The organism is Flavobacterium piscis (assembly GCF_031457575.1).
Lineage (GTDB): Bacteria > Bacteroidota > Bacteroidia > Flavobacteriales > Flavobacteriaceae > Flavobacterium > Flavobacterium piscis_A.
On record NZ_JAVDWQ010000019.1, the window covers coordinates 93,071 to 112,510 of the forward strand.

Here is a 19,440-nt window from a genome sequence, read left to right on the forward strand (position 1 = left end):
ATGGCAAAAGGAGAAATAATAGTAGAAGGGGCTAAATGCTTTTGCTCTAATTCTGTTGCTAATAACAGCAAGGCTACTGCAGTGCCCTTAGTAGTAAAAAGTCAGTCTAAAAAATTAAAAGGGAACAAATATTTTGCTCAGGAAAAACCAATTGCTACCAACCTTGATGATAAAGCAGAGAACTTTAATAACGGAGAAGGTTTTGGTGATTGTTATCTTCCGGACAAAAGCAAAAAGCCAATGCCATGCAAAGCAAAATGCAGCATCAAATACAAAGACTATTATAAAAATGTAGATTTTGATAAGAGTATGAAAGTATTGCTAGATGTCTCTACAGGCACCTGCCCGGGCTATGGTACAGCTGGCAATATTGAATTTGCTACCACCGGACAAAAAAAAGCTGTAAACACAATTGATGTAAAAGAAGCAGATCCTTTTACCGTAGAAAATACCTCTTCTCAGTGGGAAACCTCAGATCCAACCAAAGAAGATTCGGTTTCTGAAATCACCATTGTTGCTCCGCTTGCAGAAAAATCAACGGGCAAGTATTATTTTATTGAAAAAGCTAAAAACACAAATATTTGGCCTTTGGCAATGCCAATTGTAGAAGCGAAACTTCAATTGAAAGCAATCTATAAAGGAGATCCGACAAAAATAACATGGGCTTTGTTTAAAGGAGATGGGGTAAAAGATAAAGTGAAAACTTTTGTGGGTATTGGAGCCAACATTGCATTTACATTAGATAAACTTTTTAAAGATCAGGAAGAAGGTTTGTATAGAATTGAAGCTTATGCAAACAAAGCAGGATTTAAAGGATGTGCAATACTTGTCGAATACATAAAAGACCATGTTGAAGGAATTACTGCACCCGGTAAAACCCTGTTAAAAAACACACCAATTCCTTTAACTTTAAAATTTAAAGCAGCTTCCTTAGTAGAAAAACAAAAAATACTTAATTTATCAGCACCTGGTCCTGTCTATGAAACATCTCCAATTGCCAGTTGGAGGGTAACTCATAATAATACTGTAATTTACAATAGCCAGATTAGTAGTGAATCTAATCTAATTAAAGTGGAAACGAAAACAGGGTCACTCGGTATTTTTACCTTCAAAAACCCCGGAGAATACCAAGTTGAAGCTTATACATCGCCCAATGATTCAAGCCCAATAAAAACAACTTTAAATGTTTTAGAATCATTAGGTGTCAATACGGTAAAAGGAACCAGCAATCAGCTGTTGCGATATAATGAGAGTCTGAAAGTAGAAGTAAGCAAGTTTAATGTAGAATTTTTGCCTGCCAACGCTACCAAAATGCAATGGTATTTGCAAAAAGACGGCATACGATTAACAGCTTTTGAAAACGCAGCTATTTCAAAAGAAAAAAGTATCAATAAACCTATTAATCAAATTCTGTATAATGATGCCAGAGCAGGAAACAACTACTTTGGTAAATATGCGATAGAAGGTTATGGAAAGCCGGCTAACCAACCTTTATTTAATGGATCTGACTGCTTTTTCTTTGAGGTAATAAGGAACTCCATGGACAAAGTTACTTTGCCAAAATCAATACCTAAAGGAGCAAAAGTAAAACTCGAAACGGCAGCCCGAATTATGCCTTTGGTTGGCGATGAAAAAATAAATTTAGAACTGCCAAATGATGTGGTAAATAATAATGACGGAACAATTACCTTTAATAATGAAGGAGAGTTTGAAATAGCGGCCTATCTTACAGGGGAACAAACTATTGATACAAAAGCAACAACAAAAATAAAAGTAGCTACCCCAGAATTAAAACGTGCATTATGGGCTTATGGCACAGGTTATAAACGTACCGAAACAGGCTATAAAGAAGAAACACATGCCTTTGTAGAAATTGCAGGATTAGAAAATCAATCCATCACCATAAAAGTTTGGGTAAGAGGCACAAGGGAATCTTTTTATTTGGAACCGTCAACATACATGCTCGAAGAAAAAAAGATAACTCTTAACGACAAAGGTATTGGTTCGTTTAAAATTACTACCGATGACAAGTATAAAGAAAAAATAAAAAAAGCGCTACCCGCAACAACCGAAGTGCCAAACCCCAATATAAGTTTGATTTTTACTGTAGAAATGCCTACAGGAAGCCAGGGAACAATAACCTTGCCCGACGATATGGCTATAAAAAACGGCAAACCGGTAGTGGGAACAAAATTTATAGAGGTATTAGACAGTAACGAAGAACTTGCAGTAACCAGTGAAAAAAAAATAAAATCAATATTTTTTGCTAAAGAAGATGGTAAAGGCGTACAGCAAACCCTTACCCATCAAGACAAAACCCACAAAGTATGGGTGCATACTGTCAATATGCAGGAAGAAGAATTAAGAGTTGATGTTATGACCCTGGTACATTCTGATTGTATGGAAGAAAAAAACGGCATCATAACAGTACTGCAAAGCATCCAGGAATATAAAGAAAAAGTGGGCAGTGACGGGTTATTAGAACTCCCTTTTACAGCCGAAGAAAAATACCTGACAGATGCAGAAACCAATCCTGTACGTTTTAGTATACAAGTAAGCCGAAAAGTAAAAGATCCCAACGATGACAAAAAAGAAGTTTATATTTTTGAAGACGATCAGTTAGCACAAATGCCTTTGCCAAATGCAAGTTTGGTACGAAGTCCTGATATGAAAACCGTAGGTATAAAAGCTACCAAACAAGATAAAACTCCTTTTAGTAAAGAAGAAAAAATTGCCTTACGAAAACAACTCATCTGTTTTAAAAATACAGCTTTAATAGTCGAAAAAGGCATTTTAACCGAGGAAGCTATTGAGAATTGTACAGTTCCTGTAGTGGTAGATTTAGAAATGGCGGAGCTTGTAAAAGGGAAAAGCTGCTATTGTAATAAAGACTTAACTGAGGAGGAAGTAAAAGCAATCATTAAAATAATAAAAGGGTCTGAAACTATTTTTGGACATGCAGACTGTACCATTAAAGATAAATCAATTGCGAGTTTTACATTAGCATTGAATACAACATTTAGAAAATATAATATAAGTAGTTGTATTCAAAAAATCACATTTTTAGCCCAGGCTTTCCATGAATCTGATAATTTTAATACTGCAGAAGAATATTCAAGCAATCACGATTCTAGTAAAAGTTTGTATAAAGGCAGAGGTTTAATACAAATGACAGGCGTACAAGGTGCGGGCTCTTCACTTTATAATGAACCAGGACCGTACAAAACTTATGCAGAATATGTAGGTAATAAAGAAATAATAAATAAACCAGAATTAATTGCACAAGAATTAACATATGCTGTGGACTCAGCAGGATGGTTATGGTCAAAAATTAAGAAAACTACAACATTCCCTGTTTTGGATAAATTTACAGAAACGCAAAAATCTAATGCTAGATGGAAATCAGAATATTTTAAAGAGGGTTTAAAAAAAACATTAAATGATTTAGCTCTTGTTATGGAAAATGTAGATGAAGAAAAATATTTCTATTTGCAATCTAAAATGTTAAATGGTTATTCTATAGATCATAAATTAGAAAAAGATCCGAATGGATGGAGTGATAGAAAAAGTACATTATCTAAATTAAAAACTTGGTTTAAATACAATAAAAATATTTGTAATAGTGGAGGAATAATTCCTGTATTATCGGGTAGGGTGCCGTGGCTTATTATTGCTATGCAAGAATTTGAAAAATATAAAGGTTTAAGAGAGATTGACAGCCCTTTAAAAGAAAAAGTGCATGAGTATTTTAAAGTTTCGTCAACAGGATCTCAAAAAGCTGACGAAACTCTCTGGAATTATACAGATGCATGGTGTGGTGCTTTTTTAGCATGGTGTTTTGAACAAACAGAAGAATTTAAAAAAATTAATACAGCCTATAGCGCTCAGGCGTTTGGCTGGAAATCAGATAAATGGAATAAAGGCGAAGATTCGGAACCATTTGTAGGAGCTTTAATTATTTTTGATTTTTCTCACGTAGCTCTAATCGTCGGTGAAAATATGGATGGGACAGCATATGTATATTTAGGAGGAAATCAAGGTAACGGAGAGAAAAGATCAGGTTATCAAAAAATCATACTAGGATCAGTTCCTAAAAATGATAAATCTATATTAGGAATTACTAAACCCAAAAAATATATTATAACAGAAGAAGATAAGAAATTACCCAAATATGATGTAAATGCTGAAAATTCAAGAGAAAGTTCGAGATAATAATAAAAATAGTTAATATGAATGCAAAAAGTAAAATTAAGATAGCAATGTGTCTCTTTTTAGTTATAAGCAATGTAGGTTGTCAAGAAAAAAAAGATATTCGTTCCACTATTGAAAATGTAAACAAGATGAATGATACTATTATAGAAACGGTTTTAACGAAACAACTTAAGCAAGGAACCTCTCAGACTATTGATGAGGCTGGTGCTGGATTACCTAAAATTCAATTTGGAATAGACGAATTAGAAGCTGCAGTGCAAATAGCCGATGAAGTATTGAAATCAAATGGTTTTAAAGAGTTAGATAAAGAAGATTTTAATCAAAAGGTTAAAAATGTTTTTGGAAGAATTATAGATCCTAAATCCAAATCAATTTTTTTACACGTTAATTTTTTTGATAAGTGTGATAGAGAATTTGTCATGTATAATAATAATGAAATAGATTATGACGGAATATTTATAGAAAAGCAGAGAAAAATAATTCTAAAATTTTATTATATACCGGAACTTATTGATTACCAAAAACAATACTCTAAATTAAATAATATTGAAAATACTAAAATAATAAGAAAATCAAGTATAGATAATTTAGAAATTGAAATTCCTCACTGGAAAGACATTCCTAATTTGAAAGATCAACGCAAAAAAAATATCCAAACGCTTGTTGCCCGCAACATGTATTTGTTTAACGACAGCCGCGCCTATTTTAAATGGTTACTCTTAAATGATCAAAATTTTATGCAGAGGTTGGTTACTATTTTTGGTTATTATGACGATAAAGAATTATTAAAATGGGTAGTTGAAAACACAAAATTTGACAGCAACAATCCAAATGAATTAGATAAGATATTCTGGAATAAAAAATGTGATGGAACTGTAAAATTAAACACTGAAATTTATTCATTATTAAAAGAAATAATTAATTCTAACGATCCTAAATGTCTGGAAGCTTTAAAAGAGTATGTTAATTATCTTTTAATGGAGAGTGATCAAAAAAACGATCTATCAATAAAAGACAGAGCTAACCTTTTAGCGCATTTGGTCTATTTTGGAGAACAATATCGTTATGATCAGAAATACAATGATCAAAGTTTTTTTATGCAGCGAATAGAGTTGTTAGATTTAGGAGGAGTTTTACGAAAAGAAATAGAACGTAATAATTTCTATAATTTGCCAAATTATAAAAACCTTTATAAAAAATCAGAGGAATATCAAGAAGCACTTATTCAAGAAATACAGTAACTTAAAACTGTTTCTTTTATAGATTAATTTTTATAGTCGAAAAAAGTATTTTAACCGAGGAAGCTATTGAGAATTGTACAGTTCCTGTAGTGGTAGATTTAGAAATGGCGGAGGTTCAAACAAGCAAAGTTTGTGTATGTAAAGAAAATAATTTTTATTGGAGTTCAAGAATTAGTTGCGATGAAAGAAAAAAAGTTTTAGAAGTATGTGCAGGACTATGGGGAGAAACTAAAAAAGTAGAAAAAGCAAGTGAATTAATGTCAATATTCCATTTAGAAACTGCTTCTTCCTTTTCACCATCAATAGAAAATGGAAAAGGTTATGTAGGATTAATTCAGTTTAATGAAGAAGCTGCAAAAACAATAGGTACAACCTATGCCAAGTTAAAAATAATGACTTTTATAGATCAGCTAGATTATGTTAAAAAATATTTAGAAAAAAATAAGGATAAGCTTTCAAGTTTGACCGATTTTTATTTACAAGTAATAAAACCTAATGCAGTAGGTAATGGTAATAATCCAGATTATATAGTATTTGACGAAAGTATAAGTGTTCCTGATAATGGTATTGAATCTGACCTAGAAAAAAGGAAAAAAAATATCACACGGGAACCATGGGTTACAAAATATGGTTATGCATCAAATGCTCCTTTTATGAAAGAAGAAGGTGAATTTAACAACAAACGAAACGCATGGCATTATACTTCTCAAAAAAATGTTGAAAGAAGAGGATTTACAAACGGAAAAACAACTGTTAAAGAAATAACCCAAGTCGTTACAGAATTGCATTATGACATAGGTAAAAATGAAATATTTAGAGGCAGTTGTAAAAACGTTGCTAATGTTGAGTTGTTTGGTAAGGCCCCATGGTTTATTGTTGCTCTGCAAGAATTTGAGGCATATAAAGGTTTAATAGAAAAAGAAAGCCCTCTTAAAGAAAAAATATCGATTTATTTTGATGTATCCTCAGCAAAAGGAGTAAAAAATAAAAATAAAGAAAATTATGGCTATAATGAACCATGGTGTGGAGCTTTTCTAGCTTGGTGTTTTGACCAGACAGATAATTTCAAAAGAATTAATACTAAACATAGTGCGGCAGCTTTTGGTTGGAAATCAACAAATTGGGAAAAGGGAGAGGACTGTGAAGCGTTTATTGGAGCAATTATTGTCTTTGATTACTCACATGTTGCTATAATAGCTGGAGAAACATTAGATGGGTCAGGATATGTTTATCTGGGTGGAAATCAAGGAAATGGAGATTTAAGAGTAAATTACCAAAAAATAATTATGGGTTCTGTTTCAAAGAATAGTAAATCAATAATAGCCATTACAAAACCAAAAGATTATAATATTTCAAAAGAAGAAAAAATATTGCAGAAGTATGATATAAATGCCGAAAATTCAAAAGAAAGTTCCAGATAAAAATTTAAAATGTGTTATGAAAAAAAAAGCTATGTTATTGTTTCTTTGTTTTTCAACCTTTGTGTGTTGTCAAGAAAAAAAAGAAAATAAAAGTGATGTAAATAATATCAAATCTCCAGAAAAAAGTACAGATATGTTAGAAAAAATATTAAAAAAACAGCTAAAAGAAGGGGCTAATAAGTTTCTTGATGAAGCTGGTCTAGAGCTAAAGAAAAGAGCTTTTGAAATAGAAGAATTAGATGCAACATTAGTAATAATTTCAAATATTTTAAAATCAAATGGTTATATACAGCCAAATAATAAGTATTTTAGTGTTAAAATAAAAAATGTGTTTGGAAGAACTATAGATTTTAATTCTGATAATAAGTATTTGTATATAAATTTTACTGACCAATGTGATAAGAAAATGATTTTTTTTTCGAACAATGGTATTGACTATAATGGGACAAATATTGTTAAAAACGAAAATTTTATAACTGATTTTTATTACTTGCCTGAGATATTTGATTATACAAAAGAATTTTCTGATTTGAAAAATATTGAGAATGAGAAAATATTTAGACATACTGAAACTAGTAATTCTGAAATTCAAATTCCCCATTGGAAAGACATTAAAGATTTAGCAAAACAACGCAAAAACAACATTCAAATTATCGTTGCTCGTAATATGTATTTGTTCAACGATAGCCAAGCTTATTTCAAATGGTTAATCTTAAATGATGAATATTTCATGAGAAGTTTAGTAACAACTTTTGGCTATTATGAAGATAAAGAATTAGTAAAATGGGTAGCTGATCAAACAGAATTTATCAATCAAAATATAGAGGAAGCAAATAAAATAATTTACAACAAAAAGTGCGATGGAAAAATAGTTTTCAGCCAGCAACTGCTTACGATATTAGCAGAAGATAAAGCAAAAGCAACCCAATTCTATGAGCTTGTACATTACAACAATTATACAAACTGGCTGTTAAGCGAAAAAAGTAATGTTGACCTCACTTTTTCACAAAAAGCCGAGATAATAGCTCGAATACATAGTTTTATTTACAGCCATAAAGAAAATTATAGAATATTTGATTTTATGGGGGTATTCGCTGAATACTTTGATTCAGATAACAAGTATACTAAAGAGTTTAAACTTAAAAATTATTATAATATTCCAGAGTTTGAAGAGCAATGGAAACAAGCAAAAATAGACGGCGATGGTATTTCCTTACCTGGTGAAGAGTAATTTAAAAGTAACTAACATACTTGTAAATAAAAAAGAAAAAACGATTTGCTTTACAACAAGTTAACGATTTCTGTGGGTGAGAGGAGAAGGCGGATCTTTTTATTTAGAACCGGCAACATACATGCTAGAAGAAAAAAAGATAACTCTTAACGACAAAGGTGTTGGCTCGTTTAAAATCACTACTGATGACAAGTATAAAGAAAAAATAAAAAAAGCGCTGCCCGCAACAACCGAAGTACCAAACCCCAATATAAGTTTGATTTTTACCGTAGAAATGCCCACAGGAAGCCAGGGCGCAGTAACCTTGCCCGACGATATGGCTATAAAAAACGGCAAACCGGTAGTGGGGACAAAATTTATAGAGGTATTAGACAGTAACGAAGAACTTGCAGTAACCAGTGAAAAAAAAATAAAATCAATATTTTTTGCTAAAGAAGACGGTAAAGGTGTACAACAGACCCTTACACACCAAACTAAAACCCATAAAATATGGGTGCATACTGTCAATATGCAGGAAGAGGAATTAAAAGTTAATGTCATGAGCCTGGTACACTCTGATTGTATGGAAGAAAAAGACGGCATCATAACAGTACTGCAAAGCATTCAGGAATATAAAGAAAAAGTGGGTAGTAACGGCTTATTAGAACTCCCTTTTACAGCCGAAGAAAAATACCTGACAGATGCAGAAACCAATCCTGTACGTTTTAGTATACAAGTAAGTCGAAAAGTAAAAGATCCAAACGATGACAAAAAAGAAGTTTATATTTTTGTTGATGATCAATTAGCAAAAATGCCTTTCCCAAATGCAAGCTTGGTAAGAAGTCCTGATATGAAAACCATAGGCGTAAAAGCCGTTAAACAAGATAAAACTTCTTTTACCAAAGAAGAAAAAATAGCCTTACGTAAACAACTCATCTGTTTTAAAAACACAGCTTTAATAGTCGAAAAAGGTATTTTAACCGAGGAAGCTATTGAAAATTGTACTGTTCCTGTAATGGTAGATTTGGAGATGGCGGAGGTTCAAGCAAGCAAAGTTTGCGCTTGTAAAGACAACAATTTTTATTGGAGTTCAAAAATAACATGTGACGAAAGAAAAAAAGTTTTAGAAGTTTGTGCCAACATCTGGGGAGAAGAAAATAAAATAGAAAAGGCTAGTATGCTTATGGCAGTTATGCATTTAGAAACAGGAAAAACATTTAGTCCTTCTCAAAAAGGAGTAAGTTCGTCTGGAGCCAAATATATAGGTTTAGTTCAGTTTAGTGCTACTACAGCTCAATCATTAGGCACATCATATGATGCGCTGGGAGAAATGAGCTTTATAAAGCAAATGGAATATGTTGAAAAATACCTTAAACAAAATAAAGATAAAATGACTACGCTTACAGATTTTTATTTGCAAGTACTCTTACCTAGTCATGTTGGTCATGGTTCTGAACCAAACTATATCGTATTTGATGAAAGTATAGCAGTTCCAGATAATGGTATAGAGAGCAGTTTAGAAAAACGAAAAGTAAACATAACAAAATACCCCTGGGTTACAAAATATGGATATGCTTCTAATTCTCCTTTCATGAAAGAAACTGGTGAATATGAAAACTCAAGAGAGGCTTGGCATTACTCTACCCAAAGCTACAAAACCAGACGAGGGTTTGTAAATGGAAAAACCTATATGTGGGAAGTAACCAAAGTAGTAACGGAAGATCATTACGAACCTGGGAGAAATGAAATGTTTAGAGGAAGCTGTAAAAACGAAGTAAAAGTTGGATTGTCAGGCAAGTATCCGCCATGGGTAACAGTTGCAATTGAAGAAGAAACTAAAATAATTAGGGAGTCTACCCACTGCCAATATATTATTGATACCTATCACAAAAGTACAGATAATGCAAAAATGAAAAGATGTGGAAGTGAAAGTGATGCTACTCGTGCAAATTCAGCTTGGTGTGGAGCATTTGTTGCATATTGTTTAAGCACATCTGGGTATAAATATCAGCCAGATCCTGGCGCAATTTGGCATGGAAAAGAAAGCTTAGTAAAAAGAAAAGACGGGGCTCCTTATGAAACATCTGAAAAGTGGGAAAAAAAATATACAGAGATGTACATGGGGGGAATTGTCGAATGGCACAATGATGGTCATACAACTATTATTGTTGGTATTGATAAAAGTGATTCAAAAAACTATATTTTATTAGGAGGAAATCAAACTAATGGATTACGATTTTGGACTGCGCCTAAAACTAAAGTACATTCGTATTGTATTTTTCCTATTGATTATGAAGGGGATTTACTGCCGCTTGAAGAAATAGAACCTAAAGATTTAAGCCCAAATGCTATAAAATATGTAGAAGGTGATACTGAGTAATAAAAAATATAAAATAAAGATGAAAAGAATATTAATAATAATTGTGCTGTTTACTATTTTTTTATCATGTAAAAAAGAAGAAAGTAAAGAATCAACAAAATTACAAATTACTAAGGCAAACGATATGAATGTAAATTCAATAGATACTACAAAAAAAATTATTGAACAACAAGTATTGCATGGATATGCTATAAAAGAAGCTGGACTTGATATGCAAAGTGATTACAATTATAAGAAAGAAGATTATGATGTAATAAAAAAATATCAATTGATATTTTGAAAAGCTATAATTATAAAGTATTAAATAATGAAAATTTTCAAAATAAATTATCTAGAATTTTTAATTTTAAAATTACAGAAAAAGATATTAATTTTTTAGTAGAGTTTGCTTGTCCATTAGAGAATATAAAATATCAGTTAGATATTAATTATACAGTGAGTAATAATAATCCACTTTTTATTGATTTAAAAAATAATATAATACTTGAAGCACTTTTTACACCACAACTTATAAATTATAAAACTGACTATCCTGATATTTATAATAAAGAAGAAAAAATAGAGAAAAAGAAGTCAATAAATGGGGAGCCAGTTGATATAATAAAATGGAAAGAAATTCCAAATCTTAACGAACAGCGCAAAAAAAATATTCAAACCCTCGTTGCTCGTAATATGTACTTATTCAATGACAGCCGAGCTCATTTTAAATGGTTAATCTTAAATGACGAAAACTTCATGAGAAGTCTGGTAACTACTTTTGGTTATTATGAGGATAAAGAATTAGTAAAATGGATTGTTGATAAAACAGAATTTACTAATAAAAATATAGATGAAGTAAACAAAATTATTTATAACATAAAGTGCGATGAAAAAATAGTTTTCGACCAACAGTTGCTAAATATATTAGGTGAAGATGATGCAAAAGCAGCACAATTTTATGAGTTTGTAAGATATGATTATATAGATTGGTTATTGAGTGATGGAAGTAATACTGAACTCACTTTTTCGCAAAAAGCCGAGATAATAGCCCGAATACATAGCTTTATTTACAGCCATGCAAAAGAGTATCGTACAGTAGATTTTATGGGGAAATTTGCAGAATACAACGATTCTGATAACAAATATAGTAAAGAGTTTAAACTTAAAAATTATTATAATATTCCAGAGTTTGAAAAACAATGGAAACAGGCAAAAATAGATGGTGATGGTATTTCTTTACCTGGTGAGGAATAATTTAAAAGTAACATTAATTGTTAATTAAAAAAGCAAAACCAATTTGGCTTACAATATATTGCAATTTTCGTATAAAAGCTTGGCCTATGTTAGTGTAGCATAAACTTCTGGCTTGTGTTCGTTGATTTCTCAGCAGAATGAAAAGAGATATACTATTGGAATTAGGAATTATAAAAAAGAAGTAGAAATTCTGAATTAATATTAGTTTAATGTTTTGAATAGCCTTCGCTATTATGTTACGAAATAGTTTAATTAATATCTTTATTTATGACAAATGAATCAAAAAAACATCATTATTTGCCTCAATTTGTTCTGCGAAGATTTAGTATTGATACAAAAGGAAAACAAATTTATGTTTTTGATAAGCAGACTGAAAAAAGTTATACTTCCTCAATATTAAATAGTGGCAGTGAAAACGACTATAATACTATCCTAACAGATACCGAGGAGTTTAATCTTGAGTATCTTTTCCAAAAAACAGATAATTTATATGCAGAACTTACAAGAAAAATAATTGAGCAAGGATCGTTTGACGGACTTGATTACGATGATTTTGAGTCTTTAGCTTTAGTAACTGTAAATCAGTTGAGAAGAACTAAGCTTGAAAGATCAACAATGGATTATGTTAACAGAGAAATTTATAATACAATTGAAAAAGCAATTAAGGACTTAAAAGGCAACTATACCAATGGTCATGAAAGGTTAACTTCCGAGGAAATTAAAGCTTTTTCAATTATGGGTGCCTTTGATACTGAAAAAGAAATCCGTTCACTTCTTACTATGGGTATCTATTTAATTAAAAACCAGACAGAGCTTCCATTTTTAATATCGGACACTCCTGTAGTTTTTGATAATAATTTTGATTATGGAGGACTAGGAATTTTTGAAAAGGGAATTGAAATATACCTGCCTATAAGTCCTGAATATTTAGTAGGTTTTTGTTGCCCTACAATAATAAATAAATTGCAGATAGCGGATAATTTAGGAACTTTAGATATCGAGGCTACAAAATTTTTAAGAGCACTTGAAGAAGACCATACTTTAATATTAGATGATCTAAATCACGTTAAATATTACAATAGCCTTCAAGTATTAAAGTCATATCGTTTTATATATAGTACTAGTGATGTTTCCAATTTAATACAAGGAATAATTTCACACAATCCCAAAATTAAGTTTAATGAAACAACTGTAAGGCTGGGGGAGATGGGAAAGGGGCCTCCGCCAAACAAAAATCTACCAATGGGTGATTTAGTGATTATATTTGGAAATAAGGATCATAATATGCTGCCGGTAAAAATTATTAGCGCCTCTCAGGAAAAAGTAGAATTTAAATGCGAAAAAAGCTTTTTGCTTTCAACTGTCTTAGATGATATTCCCTATGAAAGAGCAGAATGGTATAGTGATCAGTCTTTAAGATGGGCAATTGGAAAACCTGAAATAAACATTATTGATCAAGAGGATAATTTATATGAGTTAACTTATGCAGATAAAAAAATGTTTCAAATTTTTGAGCTGATAAGAAATGAAAAGATGAAAAAAGAGGTAAAATTTAAGCAAAGTGGATTACGCAGAATTCTAAATTTTATACGAACAATAAAAATATAACTATTAATAAAAAAACTTTATGAGTAATGACAGGCAAAATGAACGAGGATTTGACAAGGGTTTAATAGTTGAATGGGAAAATAATAATGGCGTAAACTTTGCTATAGCATTGGCCAGAATTACTGGATGGCTTCTTCACGTTGACTGGTTTGGAAAAACTCAGGATGACTTGCCTGAAAATATGAAATCACTTCGTGCCTATGTTGGAACAGATGCTAATTTAGCTATTGATTTTAATGGCATTCATGACTTATAAGAATTTTGCAATAACACAATTAACCCAATAGTAATGAAAAGGGCGAGCAGTCAAGGCGGAGTAGTTACTAGATATTATAGCGAGGATGATCTTAAGAGGTTACCTCTCCGTGTAAAAGCAGACGAAAATAAAATCAAAATTGCTGAAAATGCTCTTCTTAATAATTTAAATTTTTTGGAGTCAATACCAAAAAGACTCAATCCTAAAATTCCGGCTCATTTAGCAGGTAATTTTTCATTTGGGTGGTGTGTAATTTTTGCACATGCAAAACAAGATTTAGAGAAACTTCCGGCGACGTCAATTATTGTAACAAGATTTACTGAGGAGTTTGCTCTTGGTGAGCTTGGATATTGTCATACAGTAAATATACATCCAGATGGTGAGGCCGAACATGTCTGGGGGAAACAGCCCCTAACAAATATTCTGGCAAGATATGGTATAGATCAATATTTTCTCAGTACAGAAGATCATATGAAAAATACTGAAAAATTAATTAGAAGTTCACCTGAAAAATACATATCTGCATATAATTTAGCAATAGATTTAATCAAGAAAAGCGCGCTTTAGGATTATAAAAAATAGTATTCCAGATCTCTTCAAAATTTAAGTGATAAAAATTCCTTTTGAAAATGACATTATTCGCAGGCCAACTGTAAATAATAATTTTATTGAAGGTATAATATCTTTTTTATATTTTTTAGTAATCATATATAATTCAAGTTTTTCTAGATTAGTAGTTATGTAATCAGGGCTTGTTAATAGTATGTAACTTAAAAAATCTTCAGCTGCCTCCTTAATATGATGATATTTAACTTTACCTGGGTTTTTAAAAACGGAAAGAATTACAGGCTGCTGATTTTGTTGGTTTTCGATTGTATCTGGAATAAATACAAACTTTACCTTGCCCTCTGGTGTCTGTGAAATTATGAATGCACCACCGTTTATGACCTCAAGGTCGCTATTTATTAATTGTCCTTCTTCGTTAAATTCGTGATAAAATCTGCCAGAAGGTCTCTTTCCCAAATAAAATTGGATAAAATTAGAGAAATTCTTGGTTCTTTGGAGCATTGGATCTTGATCATCAATTATATATAGAGAGTCGTAATATTTAACATTGCGAGCTGTGGTTTTTATTTGGAAAAAAATATCTTTTGAAAGTTCGCGTAAAGAATTCCAATCTTGCCTGGCTGCATGAGTTTTCTTAAGATTTTGTATTTTTTTTCTATTTAAATTTTTTAGGTGGTTTTTCATTATAATGTTTTAAGGCAGTAACATCCTAACTAGGATGTCTGGTTTATCTAACAGCTAATTTTTCTATTTCGCCACATTCCTAAAAAATACTGGAATTATTACTTTGAAGTTCTTCAATTAAACCGATTTGTTTTAAAAGTAACTTTCCAAGGGTCGTTATTCTAGTATGGCTTGTTTCTGGTTGACCAGTTGCTTTATTGTATCGAGGTTGATTACTATCTTTATCTATTTTTATTTTTGTATTTAATAATTCAAGTCGTTCTAAATGTTCTAAATAACTGTCCTGGATTGCTGCTTTTATTAGAGTTTCGTCATCACATTTCACGTATGCATAAATTTTTTCTAATATATTTTTATGTTTTTCTTCAAACTCCTTATCTCTGGCGTCATAATAATTATGATGATATCTTAACCAGATAATTTCAATATCATTTAGTTCATTAAGGATTTTTAATAGATGTTTTGATTGTATAATTTCTACATTTTCAGCTTTAACACCATTAATGACAATTTTTAAAATATACATTCGCCTTTCCTCGGTAAAAGCACGAGAAGCTTGCAGAAAACTTTCTTCTAGAAAATCGATAAATTCCTCATTTTCTTGTAAAGACTTGATAATTTCGATTGGCAGGTCTTTAATTTCTTTATCTAATTCAATGCAAAATTTTGCAATGCGATCTATCCTTTGATTTGGAATAATGTTTCCTATTATTTCTCCTATGAAAGGTCCAGCGTAGGGAATTATTCCCAAAGTTGTTTTTGCAATTGTTGCGGCTAGATCAGTTTTATTTGAGGCTAAATTATTTTCTTGTGGAGTAATGTCTTCCATGATTGGTTATTTAATTAAATAAAAAAGTCAAAAAAAATAAATTGGATAAAAGATTTAATATTGAGCAAGATCTCAGAAATTTAACGCTTTTTTTATTCAAAATAATCACTTACCTCAATTAAATTAATTCTCTTCTATAATGTTTTTTAGTATTGCCTGATTTGCGTTTACGTGTTTGAAAAACAGGTAATTATACTTGTGAGTTTTTATTTTGATTTTATTAAATTTGGTTAGAAACATGAACTTATGAAAAAGTACAGTACCACTCTTATTGTTTTTTTTATGCTTATACTTAATAAGTACAATTTTTTTGTTATATTTTAAAAAACAGAAACAAGATAGTCCCGAAATAAACTTTTGTACAGAGCTTCGTTCTGAAAAGGCCCACTCGTACGAAAAGCTCAAAAGACCCGAAGCATCTGGAGAATCACGGTTTTTATGGTCTACAGATGTTGGTTTGCCATTACGATTAAGAGTCAAATTTTTAAATGGAACTGATTTTCAAAAGTCTAGTGTTAAACTTTATGCAAAACAATGGGAACTTTCATCCGAACACAGTAAAGAAGGACTTTCTAAAATTCAGTTTTTATATTTTAATTCCAATAGCCCTGAAAAAGGCGATATAAGAATTTTGTTTGAACCAGGAGGCTCAAATTCATACATAGGGAGTGATGCTGAAAATATCCCTTTAACAGAACCAACGATGAGGCTGGGATGGATCGATCGTTCTAAGTCAGATCAGGAAATTCGGCAGGTAATTTTACATGAATTTGGACACGCATTAGGACTTATCCATGAACAGCAGCATCCTGACGCTAATATCCAATGGGATCCAGAGAAAGTCTATGACTACTATAAGACAACTCAAAATCCGCCATGGTCACGTGAGCAAGTTGATCTCAATATATTTAATCGTTACGATAAAACGACACTCAATGGTCTGGCTTATGATCCTAAATCTATTATGCATTATGCTATTGATGCAACTCTAACTAAAAATAATTGCTGTCCTGTACAATGGAATCATACCTTATCGGATGAGGATCTGCTTATTATTAAAAAACTATATCCTTTAACCGAATGCATGCAGTTTTTTGAAGAATGCTGTTTTGACAAACGTGGCGTAAGAATAAAATGCCTTCCTAAAAAACCAAAAATATGAAAGAAAAATTACCATTTTTAATCGTTATAGTATGCTGCTGTCAGTTTTTATATGCTCAAGATATTCATACTATTAAGATCAATTTTAAAGACCGCAAAAATATTGTGAATTTGCCTGATAGAATAGCAACAGGGGATTGGTATAAAATAGAAGTTGATGATATAAATCCAAATTTATACTCAATAATTATTAATTCCAAGGATACGCTGTTAAGTCAGGCTCTTAAAATCCCAACATTTTCTGATATAGATTTAAGCGGACTTACAAACTTAGGAGCTGCTGCAGCAATACCTGAAGCAGGAACTAAGGTGTCAGTAAAAGTAATTACAGAAATTAATTCATATCTAGCCATAGTTGAGAAAGATAAAGCTTTGTTTTTAAAGTTGGTTAATGATTATGAAACTCTAAAATTTCAGCTTTACAAGCACCAGATCGAACAGTTATCAATAACAGGTGTTGGGAGTGTATATGATGGAGTGAAGGGACTAAAAGACTTTACTGATCTGCGGGATAAAATTAATATTCTTCAAAAGGACGTAAAACGACATTTAGATAGTTTTAAAAAATTTCTTGAAGATGAAAAAACTAAAGATTTTTTAAAAAACAATTCTGGATATAAAAGCAAATTAGAAGGTATCGAGTCAGATTTTGAAAAAGTCAGCGCAAAAAACCAAGAACTGCTTGAGACATTATCTGCCGACAAAGTTAGTGTACTAATTAAGTCAGTACTTTATTTGAATCACAATCAGAATAAATTTATATCACTTCCTATTCAATTCTCAGGAGAGCGCACAACAGTCAACATCAAGTTTCAGCCGAGAGACTCAACAATTGCTGTGCAAGAAGAACAGATGATGTTTACTTTTCCTTTACACTCCAAACAATATTGGTCTGTTGGAACATCATTTTATTATTCAAATCTAAAGCAGAGTCGTTACTCAGTAAAAACTACAACTATCAACTCATTAAATACTTACCAAGTGGTAGAGCAAGATCAGCTAGATAATGAAATTGGAATCGCAGCGATGTTGAGAGCGGGGATAGAACTTAAGAATGCCCTAGGTCTTCATTTGAATGTTGGTCCAGGAATTTCAGTAGATGACGATGTTAGGGCTAGATTGCTCCTCGGTGCAGGATTTTCATATGGAAAAAAACATTGTATCACGTTGGATTTTGGTGGAATTGCAGGAAATGTGGATAGAAAGGCTAATGGGTATGATATTGGCGTTGATTTAGCAGATAAACCTGAAGAACTTACGGTAAAAAAACTTCAAGTTGCAGGGTTTATTGCTGTGGGATATACATTCAAGCTATAACTTATGTTTTTATTCCCTAATTAATTTTACTCTCAAACGTATATAATTTTAATAATTTAATTTTGTTAACTCTTTTTACTTCATCAGTAAACAAGGTAGCTTTATCCAGCATGTTTCTCCTATCTAAAGATCGGTAATTGATGTTTCGATCTTTTCCATGATCTTCATATTACTGTAATAGACCGAATGACATAATTAAATTTTTTTAGGATTCTGGCCTGAGAAGGGCCTAATAATGATAGGTTACTTACAAAACTACTTCTTAAGTTGTGAGTGCTAAAAAATATGTTGTTTCATGAAATAAAATATTAATTTGTTCCATATTTGTACCATTGTTTCATAATGTATTGGTAATCAGATATTGTTATTTTGGAAGAAGTAAAATAATTTACTCGTAGAGACGTACTGCTGTGCTTCTTTGCAAATGATGAATAATGAAAACCGGGTCAGAAATGACTCGGTTTTTTTTATGTAAAAATATCGTTATTATATTAAAATAAGAATTTCCTTAATTGTATTGTTTTTATATTAAATTTGAAAATAAACTAATATAAAAATTATGAAAAAATATCTAAGCATTGGATTAGTTATATTATCTATTTTATTTACAGCTTGTAATAATGATGATGATGACAAAAATAGTAACAAAAACAACTCAGTTTCAGCAACTATTAATGATAAAGACTGGAAATCAACAAAGATTAATAGTGTCACGTTCACTTGGACTGCTGGAAGCGGTCAAAGGTTTGAAATCAACATTCAGGATGACTCACAAATGCTTATGTTAGCTTGTGAAAGTGAATTAATTACCAGTGATGCGATGCCCTTAAGGGAATATAATTTTTATGAAGACCCCACTGGTGATGAAGTTAGTGATGCCTTGTTTATTAATACTTATTTATTACCGGGTGGTTCTTCTTTAACAGAACATATGCCAAAATCTGGTAAAATAATCATTACGGCTATGGATGCTAATAAAAAAACAGTGTCAGGAACATTTAGCTTTAAGTCTGAAAAAGAAGCTAATAATTCAAAGATAAAAGAAGGAACTCCTAATGTTTTTGATGTTACAAATGGAGTCTTTAAAAATTTGCAATATAAGGTTATTAAAGTAATTGAGTAGTAAAAAGCCGAATCATCATTGTAGACTCGGTTTTTTTTATGGATGTATGTTAGTTAAACCCGACAGGTTTTCGAAACATAGGTGTTCGGAAGACATAAGTTTATAAAACATAGGTGTTCGGAAGACATAAGTTCATTGAAATATTTTCATATTTTAGTTTTACAAAACTAAATCTTATGCAAAAAGGAGTTACGGTAA

Annotated in this window: 15 protein-coding genes; 13 read left to right on the plus strand and 2 right to left on the minus strand. The window is 31.3% G+C overall.

The window, feature by feature from the left end; all coding sequences use genetic code 11:
* The 10 genes from J2W48_RS20285 (at position 1) to J2W48_RS20330 (ending at position 14,128) form a co-directional block, all read left to right on the plus strand.
* Entirely contained in the window at positions 1-4,212 is a 4,212-nt protein-coding gene (locus J2W48_RS20285; protein ID WP_310283654.1) for a PAAR-like protein, read from the plus strand.
* Positions 4,213-4,229: 17 nt separating this feature from the next.
* Complete coding sequence (locus tag J2W48_RS20290) at positions 4,230-5,453, plus strand: hypothetical protein (protein WP_310283656.1); 1,224 nt, start codon at positions 4,230-4,232, stop codon at positions 5,451-5,453.
* A gap of 89 nt (positions 5,454-5,542) precedes the next feature.
* Entirely contained in the window at positions 5,543-6,874 is a 1,332-nt protein-coding gene (locus J2W48_RS20295; RefSeq protein WP_310283658.1) for a C40 family peptidase, read from the plus strand.
* Positions 6,875-6,890: 16 nt separating this feature from the next.
* Positions 6,891-8,105: a hypothetical protein gene (locus tag J2W48_RS20300; protein WP_310283660.1), complete on the plus strand. Its 1,215-nt coding sequence runs from the start codon at positions 6,891-6,893 to the stop codon at positions 8,103-8,105.
* A gap of 76 nt (positions 8,106-8,181) precedes the next feature.
* Positions 8,182-10,464, plus strand: coding sequence for a C40 family peptidase (locus J2W48_RS20305; RefSeq protein WP_310283662.1), 2,283 nt, complete (start codon positions 8,182-8,184; stop codon positions 10,462-10,464).
* Between the two features lie 19 nt (positions 10,465-10,483).
* Positions 10,484-10,744 carry a hypothetical protein gene (locus J2W48_RS20310; RefSeq protein WP_310283664.1) on the plus strand — a complete coding sequence of 87 codons (261 nt, stop codon included), beginning with the start codon at positions 10,484-10,486 and terminating at the stop codon, positions 10,742-10,744.
* The gene (locus J2W48_RS20315) at positions 10,741-11,697 is read left to right on the plus strand and encodes a hypothetical protein (protein WP_310283666.1); all 957 of its coding nucleotides are present in this window, start codon (positions 10,741-10,743) and stop codon (positions 11,695-11,697) included. Before J2W48_RS20310 ends, J2W48_RS20315 begins: the two co-directional genes overlap by 4 nt.
* A gap of 267 nt (positions 11,698-11,964) precedes the next feature.
* Positions 11,965-13,305, plus strand: a complete 1,341-nt coding sequence (locus tag J2W48_RS20320; RefSeq protein ID WP_310283668.1) for a DUF4238 domain-containing protein — start codon at positions 11,965-11,967, stop codon at positions 13,303-13,305.
* A 19-nt stretch (positions 13,306-13,324) separates the two neighbouring features.
* On the plus strand, positions 13,325-13,561 hold the full coding sequence (locus J2W48_RS20325) for a hypothetical protein (RefSeq protein WP_310283670.1): 237 nt from the start codon (positions 13,325-13,327) through the stop codon (positions 13,559-13,561).
* A 33-nt stretch (positions 13,562-13,594) separates the two neighbouring features.
* The gene (locus tag J2W48_RS20330; protein WP_310283672.1) at positions 13,595-14,128 is read left to right on the plus strand and encodes a hypothetical protein; all 534 of its coding nucleotides are present in this window, start codon (positions 13,595-13,597) and stop codon (positions 14,126-14,128) included.
* A 36-nt stretch (positions 14,129-14,164) separates the two neighbouring features.
* Here J2W48_RS20330 and J2W48_RS20335 read toward each other — a convergent pair whose 3' ends face one another.
* Complete coding sequence (locus tag J2W48_RS20335) at positions 14,165-14,812, minus strand: hypothetical protein (protein ID WP_310283675.1); 648 nt, start codon at positions 14,810-14,812, stop codon at positions 14,165-14,167.
* Between the two features lie 79 nt (positions 14,813-14,891).
* The gene (locus J2W48_RS20340; protein ID WP_310283678.1) at positions 14,892-15,641 is read right to left on the minus strand and encodes a hypothetical protein; all 750 of its coding nucleotides are present in this window, start codon (positions 15,639-15,641) and stop codon (positions 14,892-14,894) included.
* 310 nt (positions 15,642-15,951) lie between these two features.
* Here J2W48_RS20340 and J2W48_RS20345 point away from each other — a divergent pair, with 310 nt between their 5' ends.
* The 3 genes from J2W48_RS20345 (at position 15,952) to J2W48_RS20355 (ending at position 19,242) form a co-directional block, all read left to right on the plus strand.
* Positions 15,952-16,803: a M12 family metallopeptidase gene (locus tag J2W48_RS20345; RefSeq protein WP_310283681.1), complete on the plus strand. Its 852-nt coding sequence runs from the start codon at positions 15,952-15,954 to the stop codon at positions 16,801-16,803.
* Complete coding sequence (locus J2W48_RS20350; protein ID WP_310283684.1) at positions 16,800-18,119, plus strand: hypothetical protein; 1,320 nt, start codon at positions 16,800-16,802, stop codon at positions 18,117-18,119. The genes J2W48_RS20345 and J2W48_RS20350 overlap by 4 nt, the downstream gene beginning before the upstream one ends.
* A gap of 559 nt (positions 18,120-18,678) precedes the next feature.
* Positions 18,679-19,242 carry a DUF6252 domain-containing protein gene (locus J2W48_RS20355; protein WP_310283687.1) on the plus strand — a complete coding sequence of 188 codons (564 nt, stop codon included), beginning with the start codon at positions 18,679-18,681 and terminating at the stop codon, positions 19,240-19,242.
* Positions 19,243-19,440 lie beyond the last annotated feature (198 nt).